This window comes from Paenibacillus sp. EPM92, from assembly GCF_016586185.1.
Lineage (GTDB): Bacteria > Bacillota > Bacilli > Paenibacillales > NBRC-103111 > Paenibacillus_G > Paenibacillus_G validus.
The window spans coordinates 44,991-61,340 of record NZ_BCPS01000096.1 but is presented as its reverse complement, the minus strand read 5'-3'; the positions used below and the strand labels follow the sequence as shown (position 1 = coordinate 61,340).

Genomic DNA, 16,350 nt, shown 5'->3' with positions numbered 1-16,350 from the left:
AGAATAAATCATGAAAAAATTTGGATTGCGATACAGCGGGCCGTATTTGGCCATGGTCCCGGGCATGCTGCTGCTTCTTCTCTTTTCCGTCTACCCGACTGTTTTTCTATTCAAAATCAGTTTTCAGCAATACAGCCCCATCAGTGCGGTGAATCCGTTCATTGGATTGGATAACTATATCGATGTATTCCAGGATCACAATTTTTGGAATGCGCTCAAGGTGACATTTATTTTCGTAGTCAGCACGGTCATCCTGGAATTTGCCATCGGACTGGTATTGGCCGTTATATTGAATAGACTTACTTCGGGAGAACGATTTTATCAGTCCGTCGTGCTGCTTCCGATTGCCATGGCGCCTACGGTCGTCGGGCTGATGTTTCGGTTTATGATGAATGATCAATATGGAATTTTCAATTATTTTATAGAGCTGCTGGGCATGTCCAGAACCGCTTGGCTATCCGAACCGCATCTGGCGCTGCCTGCTTTAATTGTTACCGACATTTGGCAGTGGACGCCGTTTATGATGATTATTTTATTGGCAGGACTTAAAGGACTTCCGGATGAGCCTTATGAGGCGGCCATGATCGACGGCGCGTCCTCCTGGCAATCGTTCCGCTATATCACAATTCCGCAGTTGTCCAGAATTATTTATATCGCTTTATTGTTAAGGACGATTGATGCGATTCGAATTTACGACTCGATTTATATGATGACCAAGGGAGGCCCCATTAACGTTACTTCGACGATGAGCTGGATCGTGTATGACCGGGGGTTCAAATTTCTCGATTTCGGTTATGGTGCCGCCATATGTATCGTTCTCCTCGTGATTGTCGTCACCCTGCTGACGCTGGTTTTGAAAAAGTTTGATTTATTCGAAGTGGAGGGCAGATCATGAGGTCATCTCCGAGCAAGCCGGTCACCGTCCTGAATTACGCGGTCATTATAATCGCGATGCTCGTTTTTATTTTCCCTATAGTATGGATGGTTCTGACATCGCTGAAGCAGCAGGTCGACGCCTACGCCTCGGTGCCCAAATGGTTGTTTAAGGCTACCTTTTCCAACTATCAAACAGTGCTGTTTGAGCGGGACTTTATGAAATATTTGCTGAACAGCTTGTATATCTCTTTCCTCTCCACGGTGCTGGCTCTCTTGTTCGGAAGCGGTATCGCGTATCCGTACGCCAGATATCGTTTAAAAGGCGCGAAAAATGTCCTGTCCTGGATTTTGACGCTGCGTATCGTTCCGCCCATCGTAGCCATCCTGCCGATCTATCTCGTTTTCTCTAAATTAGGGCTGCTCGACACCTATACTTCGCTTATTTTAGTGTATACCTTCATGAATCTGCCGCTGGCCGTTTGGCTGTTATACGGCTTTTATAAAGATGTGCCCGGGGAAATCGAGGAGTCCGCGCTGGTGGACGGATGCAACCGTTTTTCGGCATTTGTTCGCGTTATTTTCCCGATTATCGGACCTGGTCTCGTGTCTACGGGCTTGTTATCGTTTATTTTCTCATGGAATGAATTTTTGTTCGCCAATTTGTTGTCCGGTTCCACGGTAAGGACTGCACCTGTCGGACTTAATGAATATGCGACGCCCGTCAGCGTGCTGTGGGGACAAATCGGAGCGGCAGGAACGATGATCGTCTTGCCGGTCGCGATCATCACGATCATCCTGCAGCGCAAAATGGTGCGGGGACTTACGATGGGGGCTGTCAAAGGTTAGCACCAAGCAACGCCGTTATTGCGGCTTGCTTGCTAAAATAATGCTCATGCTGAAGGAGACGTTGAAAATGAGAGCCGTAATTTTACCTGGAAAAAAAGAAGTTCAAGTCGTCGACCGTCCGAAACCAGTGCCGGGGGACGGCCAAGTCTTGGTCCGCATGCGTGCATCGGCGATTTGCCGGAGCGATATGAGTCTGTACTACGGCGGGAAGCCGCTCGTAGGCGGGGAAGCGGCCAAGACAGGCACCATCATTCCCGGCCATGAGCCTGCGGGCGATGTCGTCGAGATCGGTCCGGGGGTTAGAGGGCTGCAGCCCGGAGACCGCGTCGCCGTCTATCTGGCCATTGGCTGCGGGCATTGCACGTACTGCCTGAGCGGTTATTTATCCTTGTGTTCGCAGTGGAAATGTGTCGGTTTTGACGTGGACGGCGGAGATGCCGATTATATGGTCGTCCCGGCGCAAAATTGCCTGAAGCTTCCCGATCCGATGTCTTATGAAACGGGCGCTCTTCTGCTGGACAATATGGGGACTCAATATCACGCGCAAAAAACGTTGGGCGTATCCGGCAACGATACGTTAGCGATTTTCGGTCTGGGACCGATGGGCAGCGCCGGGGTATTGATTGCAAAAGCGCGTGGAGCCCGAGTCATTGCCGTCGACGTACTCGATTCCAGGCTTGAAATGGCCAAAGAATTGGGAGCGGATGTCGTCATTAACAGTACGAAAGAAGATGCGGTAGAAGTTTTGCGCGAATTGACGCATGGCGAAGGGGTAGATAAGGCGATTGACAGCTCGGGGAACCCTGCCGCCCAGAACGCCGCTCTGGATAGCGTGCGTAAGATGGGGTCCGTTGCTTTGATCGGCGAGACGAGTGCGACTACGATAAATCCAAGCGAACAAATGATCCGGAAATTATTGAAAGTGTACGGTATTTGGATTCACCCGATTTGGATGTTCGAGGAAATCGCCAAATTTGTTATCGACCATAACATTCCGGTGGACCGGTATATTACCCATAGATTTAATATTGAACAGGCTGCCGAAGCCTTCCGCCTGTTTGATGAACGAGTCACGGATAAAGCCGTCTTTGTCTGGGATTGACCTGCCCGGAAAGGAAAGGCATTTTCCTTGAAGACGCATGCGCTGCCCCCGGAAGTCGTGAATTTGATAGGACCCGGCTCATCGTTTGATATCGGGGGCAGCCCGTGTACGCTAAACCATATTGGAAGGGACTGCTTGTCTACATGACCCAAACCCAATTTTTTATCGGGATCGACATCGGTACTCAGGGAACCAAGGTCTCTTTAGTTAATGATGGAGGCAGCATCGTAACGAATTCATTTGTGCCCTCGAATCTGATACGCCTGGACCACGGGATTGTCGAACAAATGCCTGAAGAAATGTTCGCTTCTGTCGTAGACGGGATGACCGAAGTGATGAAACGCTCGGGTGTCGAGCCCGGCCAAGTCGCTGCCATCGGCCTGGATGGACAGATGGCCGGCATTATGGGGATCGATCGCGATTGGAATGCGGTAACACCGTATGATTCATGGCTGGATACCCGATGCGAGAAATATATGCCCCTGATTAAAGAATGGGGGGAAGAGCCGTTTATCCGGATTACGGGCTGCCCGGTTACGTATGCTCACGGCCCCAAGGTGTTATGGTGGAAGCACGAAAGGCCGGAAACTTATCGTAAAATTGAAAAATTTGTCCTTCCGACAGCTTATGTTGCGGGGCGTTTGGCGGGGCTTAAAGCGGATAACGCTTTTATAGACTATACCCATCTGCATTTTTCCGGCTTCAGTGACGTCTCGAATCATTCGTGGTCGGACGATTTGCTCGATGCTTTCCAGGTCAGCAAAGACAAGATGCCCCGCATTGTCAATCCGTGGGACATCATTGGATATTTATCCAAATGTTATGCCGACAAGTGCGGTTTACTGGAGGGCACTCCGATCGTGGCCGGTTGCGGGGATACCGCTGCTACCATTCTCGGAGCCGGCATTACGACCAAAGGCGCCATTCTGGATGTGGCGGGAACCGCGTCCGTGTTAAGCTGCTGCGTAGATGAATATAAGCCGGATGTGAATACGAAAACATTAATTTACGCGCGCTCCGTCATTCCCGGGCTATGGAATCCGCTAGCTTATATCAACGGGGGAGGGCAATGTTTGGCGTGGTTTAGAGACCTCCTTGCAGCGCAGGAAGGGAGCCTCCCGTTCGATGAATTAAATGCGCAGGCGGCTCATGTAAGGGTGGGAAGCGACGGGATTTTTTTATTCCTCATTTTGCCGGAAGAGCTTGTCCCAACAATCCCTTCTTGAGAGGCAGCTGGCTTGGACTCAATTGGTCGCATCGTAACGGCCACATGTACCGGTCGATTCTCGAATCGATTGCTTACGAATATCAAGGTTATTTGGCTACGCTGAAACAGTTGATTCCAGGTCTTCACTTCACCCATGTCAATGTCGTCGGAGGCGGGGCCAAGAGCGAGCTGTTCAACTCGATCAAAGCCGATGTAATGAACGTGCCCTATACGACGCTAAACAACAGCGACACGGCTACAGTTGCGACTGCCGTCATTGCGGGGTATGGCGTCGGGTTCTATCCGGATATCGCGGATACGATGAACCGCATGGTTTATCCCCATAGCACGGTGGCGCCTAACCCTCACCATATAACGAATTACCAAAGCTATGCAGATTGTTATCACATGCTTGTTGAAAAATTAACGCCCATTTATAAGGCCATGGATGAAGGACGTGGTACGTTTGGCCATTCACACCGTGTTAGGTCCGATTCATAACGAGCAATTAGGTTTTTGCCATAGCCATGAACATTTATTTATTGCGGACGGGCAGCCGGCCCGTGTCAATGCGGCTCTGCGAATTGACGATATCGCCTTAACGATTCAAGAGCTGCTGCTGTTTAAGGAGGTTGGGGGACGCAGCCTTGTAGATGCTCAGCCTCTGGGATGCGGCAGGATGGAGAAGTCCCTGGTCTTGGCAGCCCAGGAGACGGACACCCATATCGTGGCCTCCACGGGATTTCACAAGATGATATTTTACCCGTCGGAGCATTGGATTCACACCTATGATGAAGCTGCGCTATACGAGGTGTTTGTGCACGAATTAACCGTCGGCATGTACACGGGAACCGATCGCGGAGAGCCGAATGATTTCATTGATGCGCAAGCCGGGGTCATTAAGACGGCGATCGATGAGGAACGGATACAAGATCCCGAGAAGAAATGGTTTCGTGCCGCCGCCAGGGCCGCGGTTGAAACAGGCGCCCCTCTGATATGCCATACCGAATCCTGTGTCCAAGCCGTTCAGTTGGTCGACTTGTACCGGACGGAGGGCGTGCCGGCGAATCAAATCATCGTCTGTCATTTAGACCGCAATCTGGGCCAGCTTGAAATTCATAAACAGCTGGCTGATCTTGGCGTATATCTGGAATACGATACGATCGGCAGATACAAGTATCATAGCGACGAAGAGGAAGCGGATTTAATCAGGCATATGGTGGAAAGCGGATATGAGGATCTTATTTTATTAGGACTGGATACGACCCGTCATCGGTTGCGAAGTTACGGCGGGACGATCGGGTTAGATCATCTTTCGCGCCGGTTTTTGCCGTTATTACAGCAATATGGAGTACCGGAAGCGGCCGTTCGTAAAATGATGGTACATAATCCGGCTCAAGCGTTTGATATCAAATGAGGATGTGAATGGACATGAACCGGAAGGTTCTGATCACCCCCCGTTCCTTCGGGAAGAGCAGCTCCGAGCCGTTGGACAGGTTGAAGGATCAAGGCTATGAAATTGTGATGAACCCATATGGAAGAATCATGAGCAAATCGGAAATGATCCCGCTTATGCATGATATTGACGGCATCATCCTTGGGGTCGATCCTTTGGACAAAGAGGTGCTGCAGCACGCCCCCAACCTTAAAGTGATTTCGAAGTATGGGGTAGGAACGGACAATATTGATTTGGACTATGCCAGGGAGCGGGGAATTCCGGTTACGGTTACTGCCGGAGCCAATAAGGAAGCGGTTGCCGACTATGCCATGGCTTTAATGCTGGGCGTCGCCAGAAGAGTGCCGATGATTGACAAGGCATGCAAGAAATCGAATTGGGGCAAAACGACGACAATTGACATGTGGGGAAAGACACTGGGTTTAATCGGCCTTGGCCATATCGGTAAAGGAGTTGCGATCAGAGCGAACGGCTTTCATATGAAGGTGCTGGCCTATGATGCTATTAAAGATGAAGCCTATGCGAAGCAGCATCAGATTCAATATGTATCCCTGGAAACGCTGATCAGGGAGTCGGATTTTATCAGCATGCATTTGCCGTTAAACGAGAACACCCGCCATATCATCAGCTATCCACAGTTTGAAATGATGAAAAAAACGGCGGTGCTTGTAAACACGGCGCGTGGCGGTTTAATCGATGAAGAAGCGTTGGTTCACGCCTTGCAAGAAAATAAAATTTGGGGCGCGGGCATTGACGTATTCGAACAAGAGCCTCCAAGCCATAAATCGTTTTTCGAACTGGACAATATCATCATCGGCTCACATTGTGCCGCATCTACTTATGAGGCGATCCATGAAATGGGAATGATGGCTACAGCCAACCTCATCCATTATCTGTAGAAAAAACTAGAGGTGATGGCAATTGTGCTAAGCGATAATAACGGACATTTGTTTGCCGACGAAAGAAAAGACCGGATTCTGCAGCTGATTGAAACCCGGGACAAAATATCCGTACCGGAATTGGTGCGGCAATTTAACGTATCTCCGGCCACGATTCGAAATGATTTAAGGGAATTGGAGCAGTTAGGCTTATTAAGAAGAATACACGGCGGAGCTCTTTCGATGGATGTGCCTACGGTCGGTTTTGAAAAAGGAAATGAAATGAAGAACCAGAAATTTCTGAATCAAAAGCACTCCATTGCCAAAAAAGCAATGGAGTTTATTGAAGACGGGGATGTCATTGTGTTAGATGCAGGGACGACGTCCATAGAACTGGCCAGGCTGATTCATAAACGAAGCAATATTACGGTAGTCGTCAACGATCTGGATATTGCGGAATGTTTCGAAGGGGTTGACGGCATTCAAGTTCTGGTCATCGGCGGCATCGTAAGGAAAAAATTTCATTGCACGGTCGGCCCCTTCGCCACAAAAATATTGAACGAGTTAATTGTCGACAAAGTATTCCTGTCCACGAATAGCTTCAGCCTCGAGAAAGGGTGTACGACACCGGATGTCAGCCAAGCGGAAATTAAACATACGATGGCGAAAATCGCCTCGAAAGTGATCGTGCTTTGCGACAGCAGTAAAATCGGCGCCAATTCCTTTGTGCAGTTTGTTCCGATCACGGAGATCGATGTGCTGATCACCGACCACCACATCGAGGAACACATTTTGCAGAAACTCGAAGAATCCGGAATTGAGATTATCGTGGCAAAGGGGAGTTAGGTGCAGCGGTTCCGTGCTAAGTGACAATAACCTTAATCCCCAGGCTTGTTGCTTGCTCCAAGTCGCTTTGCGCGATCCCTTGATCGGTGACGAGCGTTGTAATTTCGGACGCAGAAGCAAAATGGACAAATGAGGTTTTGCCTATTTTGCTGCTGTCGCATAATAAGATGGCTTCATTGGAAATTTCCACGAATTTCTTTTTGATTTCGGCCTGGTTAATATCCGGTGTGGTGCATCCGCGATTGAAGCTGAATCCGTTGGCAGCCAGAAAGACTTTATCCACATTGATTTCAGACAACATTTTTAAAGCGAAAGGACCGACGGTTGACCTGAATTTTTTCCGTAAATTTCCGCCAATGAGAACGACCTGGATATTCGGATAGTCTTCCAGGCATCTGGCAATATCGATGTCGTTGACGATGACGGTTATATTCATGTTTGTTAACATTTTGGCCAATTCCAACGTCGTTGTCCCCGTATCCAGGATGATGATATCGCCTTCTTCAATAAAGTCTAAAGCCGCCTTGGCTATTAATCTTTTTTGTTCGATATGTTCTACCATTTTTTGTTGATAAAACGGTTCAAAGCCTACTTTAGGCGTCTCGATGGAAATGGCCCCGCCGTGCGTTCTTTTAATGAGCTTCAGCGTCTCCAAATCGCGAAGATCATTACGTATCGTGGCAGGAGAAACTTTAAAATGCTGAACCAGCTCGGGAACGAGGACTTTTCCCTTTGTATTGATGAGCTTAACAATTTCATTTTTTCTTTCTTCTGAAAAAAGACTGTTGGAATCGTTATCGAGTTCTTTCACATTCATCATCCTTTATTGTTGATATGTACATTTATTTTACCATTATAACAGCCAATAAAAAAGAATCTTTTAATTATTTTCATTTCTATTCTCTTATTTAGTATAAACACTCTCGGCACAGCGTATTCCATTTATAGAATAGATAAGGAGAAAAATCCTATGAATCCTAAGCAGAACGTGATTAATAAAATTCATCAAACCGGTATTGTTAGCGTCGTCAGGTCCGAAACTAAAGAACAAGCTTACCGAACGATTGAGGCATGCCTGGCAGGCGGCATCTCGGCCATCGAAGTCACGTTTACGGTTCCGAATGCACATCACATCGTTGAAGATTTGGCGGGTAAGTATTCGCACGATGAAATGATACTGGGAGCAGGCACCGTATTAGATGCGGAAACCGCAAGAATTGCCATTCTGTCGGGAGCCCGATATATCGTCATGCCTTACTTCAACCAAGACGTTGTCCGCATGTGCAACCGGTATGCCATTCCTTGCATGCCCGGGGTCATGACCATCAAAGAAGTAGTCGAGGCTATGGAATCCGGGGTGGAGATCATGAAGCTGTTCCCCGGCGAACTGTTCGGTCCAAGCATGATTAAGTCGATTAAGGGGCCTCTTCCCCAGGCTCAACTGATGCCTACCGGCGGAGTGGATCTGGATAACGTCGGCGAATGGCTGGAGGCCGGGGCGATCGCGGTTGGAATCGGGAGTCATTTGACGCGCGGAGCGCTGCGCGGGGATTACGCTTCGGTAACCGAGATCGGGAAAAAGTTTGTTGAAAAAGTAAGGGAAACGAGAAACAAAATGAAAACAAAAAATCGTTGACATGATACATAACAATAAAATATAATAATATACGAGAACAAAAGATAGAAATAAAAAGGAGTGGAGAGCTTGAGAAATACAGAAATTGGAGTATGCGTGATCGGTTCCGGCAGAGCCGGGATGATACACGCCGCCAACTTTAGAAGAAATGTACCTCACGCATCTTTAGTCGCCGTGGTTGATCCGAATGAAGCCGTGGCGAAGCAGGCTGCCGAAAGTCTGGGCATTGATACTTATTATACCGATTATAAAGAAGCGCTAAAAAGCGATAATATCGATGCGGTTATCGTCGTAACGCCAACTATTTTTCATAGAGATATCGTCGTAGCGGCAGCCGAAGCGGGTAAACATGTTTTTTGCGAAAAGCCGATGGCCATGAACGCTAACGAATGCGAGGATATGATAGCCGCAGCGAAGAGGAATAAGGTGAAACTTCAGATCGGGTTTATGCGCAGATTTAACGATAGCTTTATTCAAGCCAAAGAGGAAATAGACAGCGGGGCAATCGGAGACGTCGTGCTGGTTCGTTCCTTGACCCGGGGACCCAGCATTCCGCAGCCGTGGATGTACGATCTTTCAAAAAGCAACGGCCCGCTGGCCGAGGTTAACAGCCATGATATCGATACGCTGAACTGGTTTGTCGACGCCGATATAGAAAGCGTATTTGCCCTTGCCGGCAATTTCAGATGCCCGCAAGCACAGGCGGAATTTCCCGATTTCTATGATAACGTGGTGCTAACCGCCAGATTTGCGAATCAGAAGCAGGGGATGATCGATGGAGCGGTATCCGTCAAATATGGCTATGATTCCCGTGTGGAGATTCTTGGAACGGAAGGCGTCATATTCATTGGTCAAGTGCATGAGAAGACCATCGTAACGGCCAATCGGAACGGGTTGACCCGTCCTGTGATGAACAGCTGGAGAACGTTGTTCAGCGATGCGTATTTGGCGGAGGATGTGCATTTTATCGAATGCATACTCGAAGATAAGGAACCTAAAGTATCCGGGAATGACGGGAAAAAGGCAGTCATGGTCGTCAATGCGGGCAATCAGTCCATTAAGGAAAGAAAAGAAATCCTGTTATCTTCCGTATTAGCGGTAAAAGCGTAATTCCATTTATCTTCCCATGAAAAGGAGATTAACAAGATGATCCTGCCTGCAAAAGCGACCCAGCCTACGATGTATTTTATCGGCGTGACCACGACGCAATCTTCAATTATGAAGCTGTTCCCCTTATGGGCGAGAGAGCTTGGACTGAAAGATGCGGTCATTAAAGGGATTGATATCGACATTCATGCCGACCCAGAGCAGTACCGCGAGTGTGTCCGATTCATTAAAGAGGACCCCCTGTCGTTAGGCGCGCTGGTCACTACACATAAGATCGATTTATATCACGCCGCCCGGGATTTGTTTGATTACCTGGATCCTTACGCGACGATGTTCGATGAAATTTCATCGATTTCCAAACAAGACGGCAGGTTGGAGGGGTATGCCAAAGACCCGATCTCCAGCGGACTGTCTATGGAAGCCTTCATTCCGGTTAACTACTGGAAGCGTCACGGCGGCGAAGCGCTGATTATGGGAGCCGGCGGAAGCGCACTGGCCATCAGCTCTTATTTAACCAGAGCGGATCACGGCGACGATGTTCCTTCCAAGATCATCATCAGCAACCGGAGCGAAGCGAGGCTGTTATCGGCTGAGAAATTGCTAAGCAACATCGATACGAAAGTAAAGTTTGAATATGTGTTATGTCCAAATCCGGCGGATAACGACAGGCTGCTGAAAGCTCTGAAGCCCCGGTCCCTCGTCATTAATGCGACGGGATTGGGCAAAGACCGGCCCGGATCGCCGTTAACCGACCCATGCGAGTTTCCGGAGCACAGCCTGGTTTGGGAATTGAATTACCGCGGAGAATTGGATTTCATGCATCAGGCGCTGAAGCAAAAGGAACAGAAGCAGCTTCATGTCGAAGACGGCTGGATTTATTTTATTCATGGATGGACGCAAGTCATTGCGGAAGTGTTTCATATGGACATCAAGGGCGATACGTTCGACAAGCTGGAAAGCATTGCGATGGACTTGAGAACGGTAAAATAAATCGGGAGGGTGAGCAGGTACATGGAGAATCTCGAGCAATACTTACAACCATTTTCCGTTTATTTCAGCTTAAACAACGGGTTATCCGATACCAAAGCTTCGATAAAAAGAAATTTGTCCAAAATGAAGGGGATGTACGCGAACGAGCACGCTTATGAAGCGATGACGGTAAACGCCGACCCTCTCATTTACGAGTTTCATGAGTTGGGTGTGCCGGAGAAACCGGGCAATCTTGCCTTTGGAACGAGTATCGTCTATCCGGGTAAAGTGGGCGATGAATATTATATGACCAAGGGACATTTTCATACGATTTTGGATACGGCCGAGGTGTATTACTGCCTGGGCGGTAAAGGTTATATGCTGATGGAGAGCCCGGAAGGCGATTGGGCTGCCGAGCCATTCACGCCGGGGAAAGCGGTGTACGTACCTGGAAGGTACGCGCATCGAAGCATCAATACCGGGACCGAACCCCTGATCACGTTTTATGTGTTTCGGGCGGATGCCGGGCATGATTATGGAACGATTGAAAGCAAAGGGTTCAGGAAGATCGTGATCGAGCAAGCAGGGGAAGCCGCAATTGTAGATAATCCGAAGTGGAATAACTAACCCTGCTGCGTGTTGAATTTCTATTTATTATTATTTATTCCACAATATATTATAATTTGTTCTCAATTTTAGTGAATTGTTTTCATTTGTAGAGATGTTATGATGGATTTAAAGATATCGACAACAAATTTACGGTTTGGGGAGGTTCTCATGAAATTCGGTGCCAGCACGTTCATTTGGGCATCACCCTTTTCACCTGAAACGTTCCATTTGGTTGATAAAGTGAAGGCGTTTGGCTTCGACATTTTAGAAATTTGCATCGAGGACCCACGGACGATTCCGGCAGCGGAAACCCGTGCGTACATGGAGGCGCGGGGCATCCAAGCACTCGTATGCGGGGCTTTCGGCCCGAATCGGGACATCAGCTCCGAGGATAGCCATGTCCGGGAAGAAGGGCTGGCCTACATCAGAACATGTGTGGACTTCGCCGTACAGCTGGGCTCGCCCTTAGTTTCAGGCCCGATGTACGCCGCTACCGGAAAAACAAGGCTGCTCACACCGGCGGAAAAAAAGCAGCAGCTGGAGTGGACGGTTGAGAACTTAAAGGCGGCGGCTGATTATGCCGGAGAGAAGGGCGTCAAGCTTGCGATCGAACCTTTAAACCGTTTCGAGACCGATCTGATCAATACCGTGGAGCAGGGTGTGAATTTGCTTGAAAGGGTGAATCATAGCAACGTCGGCTTTCTGCTGGATACGTTCCACATGAATCTTGAAGAGAAGAGCATTGGCGATGCGATCCGCGCAGCGGGAAAGCACATCTTGAATTTCCATTCTTGCGAGAATGACAGGGGGATTCCGGGAACAGGCCATATTCCCTGGGAAGAAGTTTCGAAGGCCTTGCAAGATATTCAATATGACGGCTATGTCGTCATTGAGGCATTCACGACGGACATCAAAGAAATTGCCAGAGCGGTTTCCCAATGGAGACCGCTGGCAAGCTCGCAGGATGCAATAGCAGCGGAAGGGATTACATTCTTGAAGAGCGTATTGCGATAACCTGCCAAAGTCAAAGAAAACTGAAAGCGTTCACAGCAAGCGGCAAGCGTCTAATGATAAGGAGCGTAATGAGCACAAAGAAAGGTATCGGGAGGTGACAGCATGACTTTATTGCAAGCGAATAACGTACATAAAAGATTTCATGGAGCAGTCGCTCTGGATGGTGTCCATTTTGAGCTAAAGGCAGGCGAAGTTCACGCGCTTCTTGGCGCCAACGGCGCTGGAAAGTCTACCTTAATCAAAATCATTTCCGGATATCATGCTCCTGACAGCGGAGAGATCCTGATCAATGGAACCGGCATCCGCACGAATGATCCGGCTGCCTCTCACGCTGCCGGCATTGCCACCATCCACCAAGAGCATAATCTGGTGCCGCATATGAGCGTGATTGATAACGTCATGTTAGGACGGTGGCCCGGGCGTTATGGAGTCGTTTCTGACGAAGCATGCAGGAAGAAAGTGGAGGAAGCGGTTTCGCGCGTTGTGCCCGGTCTCGATCTGGATTTGTTAGGACATCAGCTAACACCCGCCGAAGGGCAATTAATCGAAATTGCCAGGGCTCTCTCGGAAGATGCGCGCGTCTTAATTATGGATGAACCGACGACCTCCTTGTCGCCAAGGGAAGTGGACCGCCTGTTTCAGGTCATGCGCGAGCTCAAGAATCAGGGGATCGGCATCATCTTTGTCTCGCACTGGCTGGAAGAAATTTTTGAAATTTGCGATCGGGTCACGGTATTTAGAGACGGCCGTTATGTCGGAACGGAACAAATCAAAGAGATTAACGAAAACATCCTGGTCCGAATGATGGTCAATACAGACGTTCCTGAAGTGCCGCCCGTCAAACGAATGCCGGGCAAAGAAATATTGACGGTTAACAACTTGTCAAAGCAAGGGGTTCTGCAGAACGTTTCATTCAGCTTGCGTGAAGGCGAAATTTTAACGCTTGCCGGACTGGTGGGCGCAGGGCGTACAGAGCTCGTCCGGTGTATATTCGGCATTGATCCTTATGACTCGGGCGAGGTCATGATTAACCGCAAGCGAATTAAACGAAACTCGCCCGCTGCTGCTGTCAAGGCCGGTGTCGGTTTTGTACCGGAAGACCGCAAAGGGCAGGGTCTTGTCGGATTGCTTACGGTACGCGAGAATTTTACGCTAAGTCTTCTGGATTTGGTCGCGCCTGCCGGTATGATTCATAAGAATCATGAAATCGATATATCGAACGAACAAAGCGCCGCCTTGAAAGTGAAAGCCGCTTCGATCGAATCGAATATAATGACGCTATCCGGAGGCAATCAACAAAAAGTGATTATTGGGCGCTGGCTTGCGCGCAAACCGAGCATCTTAATTTTAGATGAACCGACCAAGGGGGTCGATGTCGGGGCCAAGGCGGAAATTCACCGCTTGATCGGAGAATTGGCGGAATCCGGGGTGGCCGTCCTGCTGGTGACTTCCGAAATGCCTGAGGTGCTGCTGCTAAGCGATCGGGTATTGGTGATGCGGGAAGGGAAATTGACAGGACACTTGAAACGGTCGGAGCTTTCGCCGGAACGAATCATCAAATATGCGACGACAGAGGAGGTTACGATTTAAGATGAACATTATTCGGTCATTAGGAGATGCTCTCCGGCGGATGCAGGTGCAGGGGCTATTGTTCGCCATTCTCCTGCTGGGCATTATATTAAGCTTCGCATCCAGCTCCTTTCTTACGGGGACCAACATCATTAACATTTTATACCAATCCACCATTTTAGCCGTTGTCGCGATTGGCCAAACCTTCGTTATTCTGGTTGGCGGGATTGACCTGTCGGTAGGGTCTCTGATTGCGCTGTCTTCCGTGCTTTCAGTTGGTTTAGCAGTCAAATTGGGGCTGCCGGTTTGGCTTAGTATTCTTATTGCCTTACTCGTCGGAGTCGCTTTCGGGATATTCCACGGTTTGGCTGTAACCAAGCTGAAGATGCCTCCGCTCATTGTAACCCTGGCAAGCTTAAGCCTCGCAAGCGGTTTAGCGTATGTGTTCTCCGGAGGTAAAAATATTATCCCGGTGCCGGATATATTCGAGACGGTCGGCAATGCCCAACTATTCGGCGACAAGATTCCGGTATTTATTCCTTTTGCACTCGCGGTCGCGCTCATCAGTTATTTTGTGCTCTCGAAGACGAGCTTCGGAAGAATGATTTATGCGGTAGGCGGAAACAAAACGGCTTCCCGTCTCGCCGGTATCCCCGCTGACCGAATTATTATCATTGCCTTTGTGATTTCGGGGCTTTCCGCCGTTATCGGCGGCCTCATGATGACGGCTCGTCTGCAATCCGGCAGTCCGATTATCGGTGTGGGCATGGAGCTTACGGTAATCGCAGCAGCCGTCATCGGCGGTACGAGTTTGTTTGGCGGCCAAGGCAATGTGATCGGCACCTTATTGGGAGTCATTTTGTTGACGCTTGCTTCAAACGCCATTGTCCTGCTGGCTATCCCTCCGAATTATGACAAGGTTTTCACCGGCGTCGTGATTGCCCTGGCGGCAGCGCTTGATATATACCGGCAGCGTAAAAGCACGAGAAATATGACCCGATTGCATAAACACGCTTCCAATCGTTCCGTTCTGCCCGATAAAAAGCAAGCAACCAAGGAGCAAGGCGCTTAATGAAATGGTGCTTAAGCGATGGTCACCGGCTTATAGCATCATTATTAAGATAAAACTCTTTTGAAAGGAAGGACGTACTCATGAAAAAAACAGTAGGGAGTCTGGCGGCCATGATTCTAATGGCGACAACGGTTCTTTCCGGATGCGGTTCGGGCAGCGATCAGAAACAGCAGTCTGCGGCTGCGACATCGGCCGTGGATTCTTCGAAAGGAGAATCCGGCACTGCCGGAGAAAAATCCCCGAAGGGGAAGAAGGTTGCCTTTCCGTTAATGGGCCTAGGGTTTGAATTCATGGTCATGCTGAACGACTCGGCGAAAGAGGTTGCAGACAAATACGGGATGGATGTTAAAGTATTCGACGCGAATGTTGACGCCAACAAACAAGCGGAGCAAATGCAAAGCATTATCGCGACCCAGCCGGACGCCATTTTGTTGAGTTCCGTGGACGGCGAATTGATCGTACCTTCGATCGATGCGGCGAGGAAGAAAAACATACCGGTTTTCGGCGTGGAATCCAAAATTCTTGGCGGAGACTACTTGACTTGGGTGGGGTATGACAATTACAAAGCCGGCGTCATGGCAGCCGATTATATCGCCAAAGCGGTAGGGGACGCGAGAGGAACCGTGCTCGAACAACGCGGTCTGGTAGGTGCGACGGGGGCGGACCTCAGAAGCTCCGGCTTTAATGACCAAATGGAGAAATATCCGAATTTGAAAGTGGTCACTTTAAATAACGAATGGGTTGCCGATAAAGCATTCTCCAATACGCTTGATGCCTTCACCGCCCATAAGGACATTGTCGCTACTTTCTCAGCCAACGACGAGATGCTGCGGGGTGTCGTTTCCGCTCTTAAGAAATTAGGCAGGGATAAGAAGGTCGGAGAAAACGGACATATTGTCATGATCGGAGTCGACGGTACGCCTACGGGACTACAGCGCATTCGGGAAGGCGTTCAAGACGCTTCTTTGAATCAAGACGCGAAGGCCATGGGGTCGGAAGGCATGGAAAGGGTAGCCAAGTATTTCAGCGGTGAAACCAAGTTCGAACGCGATACGATGATTCCTCCTTCTATTATAGATAAGAACAATGTCGATGATCCTAATCTGTGGGGCAACATCATGGCTCAGAAGTCGAAGAAATAACATCCAACAAGAAATAATATT

General features: G+C 49.0%; 17 protein-coding genes. 16 read left to right on the top strand and 1 reads right to left on the bottom strand.

Annotated elements, in window-relative coordinates; genetic code table 11:
* Positions 1-10 precede the first annotated feature (10 nt).
* The 8 genes from JMF85_RS23845 (at position 11) to JMF85_RS23810 (ending at position 7,211) form a co-directional block, all read left to right on the top strand.
* Complete coding sequence (locus JMF85_RS23845) at positions 11-895, top strand: carbohydrate ABC transporter permease (protein WP_127606280.1); 885 nt, start codon at positions 11-13, stop codon at positions 893-895.
* Entirely contained in the window at positions 892-1,722 is an 831-nt protein-coding gene (locus JMF85_RS23840; protein ID WP_201319026.1) for a carbohydrate ABC transporter permease, read from the top strand. Before JMF85_RS23845 ends, JMF85_RS23840 begins: the two co-directional genes overlap by 4 nt.
* Positions 1,723-1,789: 67 nt before the next feature.
* Positions 1,790-2,824 carry a zinc-dependent alcohol dehydrogenase family protein gene (locus JMF85_RS23835; RefSeq protein ID WP_236595971.1) on the top strand — a complete coding sequence of 345 codons (1,035 nt, stop codon included), beginning with the start codon at positions 1,790-1,792 and terminating at the stop codon, positions 2,822-2,824.
* A gap of 104 nt (positions 2,825-2,928) precedes the next feature.
* Positions 2,929-4,050, top strand: a complete 1,122-nt coding sequence (locus JMF85_RS23830) for a xylulokinase (protein WP_201319024.1) — start codon at positions 2,929-2,931, stop codon at positions 4,048-4,050.
* On the top strand, positions 4,047-4,532 hold the full coding sequence (locus JMF85_RS23825; RefSeq protein WP_236595970.1) for an FGGY-family carbohydrate kinase: 486 nt from the start codon (positions 4,047-4,049) through the stop codon (positions 4,530-4,532). The genes JMF85_RS23830 and JMF85_RS23825 overlap by 4 nt, the downstream gene beginning before the upstream one ends.
* The gene (locus JMF85_RS23820; protein ID WP_201319023.1) at positions 4,480-5,448 is read left to right on the top strand and encodes a phosphotriesterase family protein; all 969 of its coding nucleotides are present in this window, start codon (positions 4,480-4,482) and stop codon (positions 5,446-5,448) included. The genes JMF85_RS23825 and JMF85_RS23820 overlap by 53 nt, the downstream gene beginning before the upstream one ends.
* Positions 5,449-5,462: 14 nt before the next feature.
* Positions 5,463-6,386 (top strand): phosphoglycerate dehydrogenase, encoded by a 924-nt coding sequence (locus JMF85_RS23815; RefSeq protein WP_127606272.1) that lies wholly within the window; start codon positions 5,463-5,465, stop codon positions 6,384-6,386.
* A gap of 24 nt (positions 6,387-6,410) precedes the next feature.
* Positions 6,411-7,211: a DeoR/GlpR family DNA-binding transcription regulator gene (locus JMF85_RS23810; RefSeq protein ID WP_164751758.1), complete on the top strand. Its 801-nt coding sequence runs from the start codon at positions 6,411-6,413 to the stop codon at positions 7,209-7,211.
* Between the two features lie 16 nt (positions 7,212-7,227).
* Here the strand turns inward: JMF85_RS23810 and JMF85_RS23805 are convergent, their stop codons facing one another.
* Positions 7,228-8,022, bottom strand: coding sequence for a DeoR/GlpR family DNA-binding transcription regulator (locus JMF85_RS23805; RefSeq protein ID WP_236595969.1), 795 nt, complete (start codon positions 8,020-8,022; stop codon positions 7,228-7,230).
* 159 nt (positions 8,023-8,181) lie between these two features.
* Here JMF85_RS23805 and JMF85_RS23800 point away from each other — a divergent pair, with 159 nt between their 5' ends.
* The 8 genes from JMF85_RS23800 (at position 8,182) to JMF85_RS23765 (ending at position 16,329) form a co-directional block, all read left to right on the top strand.
* Positions 8,182-8,847 carry a bifunctional 2-keto-4-hydroxyglutarate aldolase/2-keto-3-deoxy-6-phosphogluconate aldolase gene (locus JMF85_RS23800; RefSeq protein WP_141333837.1) on the top strand — a complete coding sequence of 222 codons (666 nt, stop codon included), beginning with the start codon at positions 8,182-8,184 and terminating at the stop codon, positions 8,845-8,847.
* 69 nt (positions 8,848-8,916) lie between these two features.
* Entirely contained in the window at positions 8,917-9,957 is a 1,041-nt protein-coding gene (locus tag JMF85_RS23795; protein WP_141333836.1) for a Gfo/Idh/MocA family oxidoreductase, read from the top strand.
* A 36-nt stretch (positions 9,958-9,993) separates the two neighbouring features.
* Entirely contained in the window at positions 9,994-10,944 is a 951-nt protein-coding gene (locus JMF85_RS23790) for a shikimate dehydrogenase family protein (protein ID WP_127606262.1), read from the top strand.
* 21 nt (positions 10,945-10,965) lie between these two features.
* Positions 10,966-11,550: a glucose-6-phosphate isomerase gene (locus JMF85_RS23785; RefSeq protein ID WP_127606261.1), complete on the top strand. Its 585-nt coding sequence runs from the start codon at positions 10,966-10,968 to the stop codon at positions 11,548-11,550.
* Between the two features lie 150 nt (positions 11,551-11,700).
* Positions 11,701-12,546: a sugar phosphate isomerase/epimerase family protein gene (locus JMF85_RS23780; protein ID WP_127606259.1), complete on the top strand. Its 846-nt coding sequence runs from the start codon at positions 11,701-11,703 to the stop codon at positions 12,544-12,546.
* 102 nt (positions 12,547-12,648) lie between these two features.
* Complete coding sequence (locus JMF85_RS23775) at positions 12,649-14,136, top strand: sugar ABC transporter ATP-binding protein (protein WP_141333832.1); 1,488 nt, start codon at positions 12,649-12,651, stop codon at positions 14,134-14,136.
* A 1-nt stretch (position 14,137) separates the two neighbouring features.
* Positions 14,138-15,187: an ABC transporter permease gene (locus JMF85_RS23770; protein ID WP_164751757.1), complete on the top strand. Its 1,050-nt coding sequence runs from the start codon at positions 14,138-14,140 to the stop codon at positions 15,185-15,187.
* 80 nt (positions 15,188-15,267) lie between these two features.
* On the top strand, positions 15,268-16,329 hold the full coding sequence (locus tag JMF85_RS23765; protein ID WP_127606253.1) for a sugar ABC transporter substrate-binding protein: 1,062 nt from the start codon (positions 15,268-15,270) through the stop codon (positions 16,327-16,329).
* The last annotated feature ends 21 nt before the right edge of the window (positions 16,330-16,350 follow it).

Coding starts and splice junctions, on each gene's coding strand:
- JMF85_RS23765 (WP_127606253.1), top strand. CDS start 15,268: ATGAAAAAAACAGTAGGGAGTCTGGCGGCCATGATTCTAATGGCGACA.
- JMF85_RS23845 (WP_127606280.1), top strand. CDS start 11: ATGAAAAAATTTGGATTGCGATACAGCGGGCCGTATTTGGCCATGGTC.
- JMF85_RS23770 (WP_164751757.1), top strand. CDS start 14,138: ATGAACATTATTCGGTCATTAGGAGATGCTCTCCGGCGGATGCAGGTG.
- JMF85_RS23815 (WP_127606272.1), top strand. CDS start 5,463: ATGAACCGGAAGGTTCTGATCACCCCCCGTTCCTTCGGGAAGAGCAGC.
- JMF85_RS23785 (WP_127606261.1), top strand. CDS start 10,966: ATGGAGAATCTCGAGCAATACTTACAACCATTTTCCGTTTATTTCAGC.
- JMF85_RS23790 (WP_127606262.1), top strand. CDS start 9,994: ATGATCCTGCCTGCAAAAGCGACCCAGCCTACGATGTATTTTATCGGC.
- JMF85_RS23780 (WP_127606259.1), top strand. CDS start 11,701: ATGAAATTCGGTGCCAGCACGTTCATTTGGGCATCACCCTTTTCACCT.
- JMF85_RS23775 (WP_141333832.1), top strand. CDS start 12,649: ATGACTTTATTGCAAGCGAATAACGTACATAAAAGATTTCATGGAGCA.
- JMF85_RS23800 (WP_141333837.1), top strand. CDS start 8,182: ATGAATCCTAAGCAGAACGTGATTAATAAAATTCATCAAACCGGTATT.
- JMF85_RS23820 (WP_201319023.1), top strand. CDS start 4,480: ATGAAGGACGTGGTACGTTTGGCCATTCACACCGTGTTAGGTCCGATT.
- JMF85_RS23835 (WP_236595971.1), top strand. CDS start 1,790: ATGAGAGCCGTAATTTTACCTGGAAAAAAAGAAGTTCAAGTCGTCGAC.
- JMF85_RS23840 (WP_201319026.1), top strand. CDS start 892: ATGAGGTCATCTCCGAGCAAGCCGGTCACCGTCCTGAATTACGCGGTC.